Origin of the sequence: Fructilactobacillus fructivorans (assembly GCF_000814735.1) — a bacterium.
In the GTDB taxonomy this organism is placed as follows: Bacteria; Bacillota; Bacilli; order Lactobacillales; family Lactobacillaceae; genus Fructilactobacillus; species Fructilactobacillus fructivorans.
In genome coordinates this window covers 77,974-85,694 of the sequence record NZ_JOJZ01000021.1, presented here as the reverse complement: position 1 = coordinate 85,694, position 7,721 = coordinate 77,974, and the positions used below count along the sequence as shown (strand labels likewise).

The 7,721-nt window shown below is 37.3% G+C and carries 6 protein-coding genes; 5 read left to right on the top strand and 1 reads right to left on the bottom strand.

Translation table 11 applies throughout. The features are described from left to right. Nucleotides 1-440 precede the first annotated feature (440 nt). The 3 genes from LfDm3_RS05720 to LfDm3_RS05710 all read left to right on the top strand — a co-directional run bounded on the left by LfDm3_RS05720 (nucleotide 441) and on the right by LfDm3_RS05710 (nucleotide 3,983). Nucleotides 441-1,145, top strand: a complete 705-nt coding sequence (locus LfDm3_RS05720; RefSeq protein ID WP_039144919.1) for a hypothetical protein — start codon at nucleotides 441-443, stop codon at nucleotides 1,143-1,145. Nucleotides 1,146-1,151: 6 nt separating this feature from the next. Then, nucleotides 1,152-3,077, top strand: a complete 1,926-nt coding sequence (locus LfDm3_RS05715; RefSeq protein ID WP_052236629.1) for an SH3 domain-containing protein — start codon at nucleotides 1,152-1,154, stop codon at nucleotides 3,075-3,077. A 69-nt stretch (nucleotides 3,078-3,146) separates the two neighbouring features. After that, nucleotides 3,147-3,983, top strand: coding sequence for a MucBP domain-containing protein (locus tag LfDm3_RS05710; RefSeq protein ID WP_039144917.1), 837 nt, complete (start codon nucleotides 3,147-3,149; stop codon nucleotides 3,981-3,983). Between the two features lie 95 nt (nucleotides 3,984-4,078). Here the strand turns inward: LfDm3_RS05710 and LfDm3_RS06725 are convergent, their stop codons facing one another. Further along, nucleotides 4,079-4,648: a copper homeostasis protein CutC gene (locus tag LfDm3_RS06725; RefSeq protein ID WP_052236628.1), complete on the bottom strand. Its 570-nt coding sequence runs from the start codon at nucleotides 4,646-4,648 to the stop codon at nucleotides 4,079-4,081. A 129-nt stretch (nucleotides 4,649-4,777) separates the two neighbouring features. On the opposite strand from LfDm3_RS06725, the gene LfDm3_RS05700 reads away from it, so the two are divergent. Beyond that, nucleotides 4,778-5,290, top strand: coding sequence for a tRNA (cytidine(34)-2'-O)-methyltransferase (locus tag LfDm3_RS05700; protein ID WP_039144915.1), 513 nt, complete (start codon nucleotides 4,778-4,780; stop codon nucleotides 5,288-5,290). An 18-nt stretch (nucleotides 5,291-5,308) separates the two neighbouring features. Then, nucleotides 5,309-7,699: an FtsK/SpoIIIE family DNA translocase gene (locus LfDm3_RS05695; protein ID WP_039144914.1), complete on the top strand. Its 2,391-nt coding sequence runs from the start codon at nucleotides 5,309-5,311 to the stop codon at nucleotides 7,697-7,699. Nucleotides 7,700-7,721 lie beyond the last annotated feature (22 nt).

Here is a 7,721-nt window from a genome sequence, read left to right as displayed (position 1 = left end):
TATCTCCGATTCAATATCGGAAACAAACCGCCTAGAAAAATTATATAATGTGTCCAACTTTATGGGTTCACATCAGGTTGTTTTTTTTATTATTTGATAATGTACGATTTTAGGAGACACTTTTTTAGTTAGCTTGTTACTATAATTTATTGTAATGTGAAGCTGTAACCAAAATGCAATAAAACGTTTTTGATGGTAAACATATTAGTTAATAAATTAAGGTAAATGCTAATCCCTAGGGGAATTTCAACCTTAAAATTCCATGTCATAATGAATTTAAGCTTGGTAAAAAATAATAATTTAAGTAAAAATAATTGGACATTTATGCAATTTCACATTAGAATAATTATTAATAATATTATTTATTTTTTTATTAATTTTTGATCATTAGATGTTATACTTAAATATAATGTTGTGATTTTGAAAGGGAGAGACAATTAATGAATAAGTACGTTAAGAAGCATAACCAGATGGCAATTAGTACTGGCGAAACTAAGCGTCGCAACAAATTGGTTAAGACTAAAAAGGGTTGGATGAAGGTAGCAATGGGTTCAATTTTTGCTAGTGCTGCTTTGTTCACTTTTAATTTGAATAGTCCTGTAAATGCTGATAAAGCAAACACAGCGACAATTTCACAAAGTGTTCAAGCTTCTCAAGCACAATCAGAGAAGGGGACTTCAACTACTCAAGCTTCAGGTTCTAATCAGGTTCAGAACCAACCAGAAGCTGTAAAGTCATCAGAAAACACTAGTAAAACAGAGGAACAATCCCAAGTTGAACCAGCAAGTGGTGAAACAAATCAAGAAGTAAACAAGACTTCAGAAAATGTACATACACCAACAGTGCAAAAGAATGATTCTGATCAATCAAATACTGGAAGTGATACTACTTCTGATTCAATCAAGAACAATGACACAAAGGATACTACTGATAAGGCATCGTCTAATAACAGTCAGACAGTTGCTCAAGCTAGTCAACAACCAGTTAATGCTGATCAAGTAACTCAAACCAAGTCAACAGATACTAATTCTACTGAAGCTAAGGCTACGGATGCACAACAAGTAGCAACTAAGGGTTCACAAGATCAAAAAGAAGCTAATGCAAAGCAGCAAACGGAGCAAGATTCAAAGAATAATGCTGATTAGCCACAAGTGAGTCAAGCTACTAAATCTGATAGCGCTAAAGATTCTCAATCAGCTGCTGACAATCAACAGGCAACCAAGGATTCGAAGTTAACTGATAATACTAACAACAAGAATCAAGTTGCTGTTAAGAGTGATAATCAACAACAAAATGCTGATCAAAATCAAAACGTTAACTTGAAAGCTGACGTTGCTACTCCTGATAAGAAGATTGGCCCTGGATATTATGATTCCAGTGTTGATAACAATGTAAATAAGAATGTTCAGCGTCCATCACAATACACTAACTTCAATGTTTCAAATAACACCAATCTAGTTAGTTATACTCAAGACTTTATTAATCGAGTTACTCCTGGTGCAATTGCTGGATGGAAGAAGTACGGCGTTTTACCATCAGTTTCAATTGCACAAGCAATTATTGAAAGTGGATGGGGTAGATCAGGATTAGCCGTTAAAGGAAATAACTTGTTTGGGATTAAAGGTTCCTATGATGGTCAATCAATCTACTTTCCAACTCAGGAATACATTAATGGCCAATGGGTTACGGTTCAAGCGGCCTTTAGATTGTATCCAAGTTGGTCTGCAAGTATTGAAGATCACGGAGCCTTTTTAAGAGATAATCCAAGATACCATAATTTGCTTGGCGTAAGAGATTATGAAAGTGTCGCTTATGACTTACAATATGATGGATACGCTACTGATCCTAGCTATGCTCAAACTTTGATTAATTGTGTTCGTAATTATGGCTTAGACAGTATTGATAAAGTGGCCTTTCAAGATGAAGGAAATCCACTACCAGCACCAGATGTTAAGCCTGCATCTGGAACTTATACTTTCAATCAAACTACCAACATTCGAACTTCACCAAGTTTGAGTGCTCCAGTGGTTGGACAATATAAAGCTGGCGAAAGTGTTATTTATAATGGAACTGTTGATGCTGACGGTTACACCTGGTTAAGATACAAGTCATATTCTGGTGACGATTTATATGTAGCTAAAGTAAGTGATGCGCCAGCTTCAAATCCAGAGTCAAACGTTAAATCAGAAAATGGTACTTATACTTTTGGTCAAACTACTAACATTAGAACTGCTCCAAGTACCAGTTCACAAGTTGTAGGTCAATATGATACTGGTGAAAAAGTTGTTTATGATGGAACTGTCAAGGCAGATGGTTACACTTGGTTAAGATACCGAGCAAGTTCAGGTGCTTATCGCTATGTTGCTAAGATTGGTAATACTTCCGCTCCAAAGGAAGATACAAATGTTAATTCAGCATCTGGTCGGTATACCTTTGGTCAAACTACCAATATCAGAACTGCTCCAAGTACCAGTTCACAGGTTGTAGGCCAATACGACGCTGGTGAGAGTGTCACTTATGATGGGACTGTTGATGCTGATGGTTACACCTGGTTAAGATATCGAGCAAGTTCAGGTGCATATCGTTACGTTGCTAAGATTGGTAATGATAGTTCTTCTACTTCTACACCAAATCGTCAACCCAATGTTACTGAAGCTTCTGGAACATACACCTTTGGTCAAACTACTAACGTACGAACTTCACCAAATACTAATTCACAAGTTGTAGGTCAATACGACGCTGGCGAACATGTGGTTTATGATGGCAAAGTAATCGCTAATGGTTACACATGGTTAAGATACCGTGGTGGCTCAGGCGCATATCGTTACGTTGCTGAATTAGGTAATGGATCCGGTGCTTCTAACAGTCACTCAGACGTTACTTCTGCTTCTGGAAGATATACATTTAGAAATACTACTAACATCCGAACTTCACCAAGTACTGGCGCACAAATTGTTGGCCAATACGATGCTGGTGAAAGTGTGGTTTATGATGGCAAGGTAATTGCTAATGGTTACACATGGTTAAGATATCGAGCAGCTTCAGGTGCATATCGCTACGTTGCCGCAACTAATTAATGGATTCCATTTATCGCAATTTGTGGGTCTTTTTAAACATTTTCAAATAAATGAAACGGAGTATGGATTATGAGTATAAAGAAAGTAGCCTCAATCATTTTAGTTAGTTTTGCAGTATTAACGGTAGGCTTTTTCGTACCGAATGTGGTACATGTCAACGCACAGACTACTCAATTTGCGCAAGGTAACAGTGGAAAGGGAGAAATAGTTGTTCATTATGTTAATCAAAATGGACAAGTTATTCGTCCCGCTACCACAGCCATGGGTGATACTGGAAGTACGTATATTGCTTCTATTCCTAATATTCCTGGTTATAAGTATGCTAGTATCCAAAATGGACAAAATAACAGTAACGGTCCTCAAATGACCTTTGGTGGAAGTGACAGTTCGACCGATATAATGGAAATGACCATTATTTATTCATCAACTGGTAATCAAGCTGCTGGTAACAGTCAAGCTAATCATGCTAACTCAAGCAGCAGTACCAGCAATAACGGTAATGGTGGAACGGCCACTAGTCCAAGTAAAAATAATAATGGCAGTACTAGTAGTAGTTCCAATGCTAGTAAAATGAATTCTGATGCAGGTAAGCAAGGTGCAACGAAAGATCAAAATGGAAAAGCTAAAGATCAATCTAGCACCTCTGATAATGCTAAAGAATCCAAAAAAACCAAGGCAGATCAGAAAGCTCGAAAAGAAAAAAATGCCAAAGATCAAAAGTCCAAGTCTGATAAAAAGAATCATAAAGATCAGGATGGTAAAAAAGATCAAAATAAGCATGATAAAAAGAAAAGCAAGAGTGGAATCACACCTTGGGTAATTGGCGGAATTATTGTAGTAGTGATTGCGGGAGTTGGTGGATTCGTTTGGCATCGGTTGAGAGGCCCTCGTCACTTCGAACATTAATATTAAGTAATCCATAGTTGTTTAGAACAGCAAAGTAAAAATCCCTTCAAATTAGATTTACAATTCCAATTTGAGGGGATTTTTTGACACTAAAATTATTTTTTATTAATTATAATTGTTGGCTTGATGGAACTTTGAAGCTTCTCAAGTTCATCTTTTGTTTCAGTAAATGGGATTAACTGTAGATTTTGATAGTTTTTCATTTTTTCGTTGAGGTGATCTAGTCTTGTGGATGCCACCACTCCAGCAAAATTATTATTATCGATCCAGTTAAGTGCATCAGTCCAGTCTTTTTCAATGATGTGATCAAACGCAGGGGAGAAGTATAATTGCATGCCTCCAGCAGCTGCCATAAGAGTCTCCATTGCTTCTAAATCAATCTTATGTGCCCCAATAATAACTCCATCAACACCTAGTTCTTGACACTGAAAAAGGTCGTCTTCCATGATTTTAATTTCAGAATCGTTAAAAGTATTGGTGTCATTATTTGAAGAAATTAAGACATCCAGGCTTCGTTTCTTTTCATGAGCATATTTACAAGCCTCAGCAATGAAACCCCGACTAGGTGTCATCATTTCTTGTTCAATTGCAATTTTTACCTTGGCATTTTCAAGTTCAACTGGAACCTCACGAAACTTTGAGACCATTGGTTCAATTATTGTCATATAAACTACCTCCTCAAATAATTATAACTATTATGGGTAGGAATTGACATCAATTTTGACCTTAAATGAAATTGGGCGCGTGATATAATTAAGAAATGGAATTATTGAACGAATTTATGGAGGATATTAATGACTAATCATATTGCGTTATTTGAACCATTAATGCCCGCAAATACGGGTAATATTGCTAGAACATGTGCTGGTACTGATACGGTTTTAGATTTAATTAAACCGCTTGGATTTTCGGTAGATGATAAACATTTGAAACGAGCTGGATTGGATTATTGGGATAAAGTTAAAATTAATTATCATGAGAATCTCCCGGAGTTTCTAAAAACCATTCCTGATAAGCAAAAGTTATTTTTGGTATCAAAGTTTGGGGAAAAAGTATATACCGAACGTGATTATCGTGATCCCGATGAAGACTATTATTTCTTATTTGGCAAAGAAACAACTGGTCTACCAGAGAATTTTGAACGTCAATACTCCGAACAGGCAATCAGAATTCCACAGGATGATTCACATATTCGGGCGTTGAATTTATCGAACACTTGTGCGATCGTAATATATGAGGCCTTAAGACAACAAGGTTTTGCTGGTCTTGAAATGACCCATACTTATGAACATGATAAATTAAAATAATGTGAAGGGGTGCCTTGATTGGCTCAACGAAAAACAAAGCGTAAAACTACAAAACGGAAAACAACGCGAAAGCGTCGTTCAAGGAAAGGCAAAAATTCTTTTTGGAGCAAATTCAAGGGCTTTTGTGGTGAAAGAAAGCTAAACATTATTGGTTTAATTTTTCTAATAATTGCCGGACTTGGATTTTTCAGTTTGGGGATGGCCGGGACATTATTTGCTAACGTATTTCGATTAGTTGTTGGAAATGCTTATCAAGTTTTAGCAATTCTTCTTGGTCTTTTTGGTGGATTATTGTTTCTTGGAATTAAAATTCCTAAAATTGATTTTCACTACATTATCGGATTCTTAGTGGCCTTTGTGGGGTGGACTTTGAACCTATCAATCTTATTTTTTAATTCATTAAATACCCACGTAGGATTTGTCCAAACAACGTTTAACACATTGTTTTCTGATATTACGAGTAATGTCTCTACTAGTAACGTTGGTGGCGGAATGGTGGGAGCGTCGTTACTTTCACTTTTTAGTACCCTCATTTCATTACTAGGAACTTCAATCTTAGCTTACGCGCTAATGGTAATTGGAGTTGTTATCTTTTTTAAATTACCAGTTATTCAATGGTCTAAGGATGGGTTGAGTTGGACAGGAAAATGGATCACTTCGATGGCGGCATCGGTGCGTCGGGCTCATATAAATAACAATGAAAGACGAAAACAGAAAAAGAGTCAGGAGCAACAATCACACGTTGTTAAAAAGGCCGCTGTTAATTCTTCAGTTCCAAAAAGGCCAGAGCCTAGTAAACCCCAAGAACAACCGCAAGCACCTCATGATTCATTGTATAATTCAATTAAAAGCCAAGATACGAATAAAAGTGACGAAAAAGCACCGCATATCACGGTGGCCAGTCGAAAACCAAAACCAATCCAGTCGGATAGTAAAGCGGAAGCAGATTCCTCTAATTTTGACAGTAACTCAACAAATGATCGTTATCAGCTTCCTTCGACCAAATTATTAACAAAGGTTCCAGAACAGGATCAGACCGAAGAATATAATGCCATTGATAAGAATACTCAAATCTTGCAGAAAACTTTGAAGAGCTTTGGTGTTGACGCTGAGGTAAAGAACGTAAGCCTAGGCCCTTCAGTAACTGAGTATGAACTTCATCCTGCTATTGGGGTAAAAGTATCTAAAATTGTCAATTTAAGTGATGATATTGCGCTTGCGTTGGCTGCTAAGGATATTAGAATTGAAGCTCCAATTCCAGGGAAATCACTAATTGGTATTGAAGTTCCTAACAAATCAATTTCAACGGTTTCATTTAGGGACGTCTTTGAAAATCAAACTGGTGATACAAAGAGTATTTTGAATGTACCGTTAGGAAAGAATGTTAACGGGGACGTAGTTTCTTGTGATATTACTAAAATGCCCCATTTACTGATTGCCGGATCAACTGGAAGTGGAAAATCAGTTGCAATTAATTCAATTCTTACGAGTATTTTGTTAAAAGCGACTCCAGACCAGGTAAAATTTATGTTGATTGATCCTAAGAAAGTTGAATTAGGGGTTTATAATGGCATTCCACATTTGTTGAGTCCAGTTGTTTCTGACCCCAAGAAGGCTGCTCGTGCGCTTCATAAGGTGGTTGATGAGATGGAGCATCGTTATGAGATGTTTGCTCAAACTGGTCAGCGAAAGATTAGTGGTTATAATAAGTACATTCGTGAAAAGAACGCTAGTGAGGGAACTTCACTTCCGACGCTTCCGTACATCGTGGTCGTGGTTGATGAATTAGCTGATTTAATGATGACCGTTTCAAATGAAGTTGAAAGTGCCATTATTAGATTAGCCCAGATGGGTCGTGCTGCTGGTGTCCATATGATTTTAGCTACACAACGGCCCTCTGTAGATGTCATTACTGGATTAATCAAGGCTAACGTACCATCAAGAATTGCCTTTGCGGTTTCGAGTGGAGTTGATTCACGAACAATTTTGGATACCAATGGTGCGGAAAAATTGCTTGGTCGAGGTGATATGCTCTACCTTCCGATCGATCAAAACATTCCTGCACGTGTTCAAGGGTCCTTTATTTCTGATGGTGATGTTGAAAATGTGGTTGATTTTGTAAAAAAGCAGGCCCAACCGGAATACGATGATTCGATGATGGTAACGGATGCGGAGATTAAAGAAGAGGAAAAGAATGATGACGAGGATGATTTGTTTGATGATGCGCTTGCTTTTGTTATTAAAGAACAAAAAGCTAGTACTTCAATGATTCAACGTCAGTTTCGGATTGGATACAATCGTGCCGCACGAATTATTGATGACATGGAGCAGCGTGGTTATATTGGCCCTCAGCATGGAAGTAAGCCACGGGATGTTTACAAGAAATCATCTGATGATGCGGAGCAATAAAAAAGACACTCTGATTTAACTC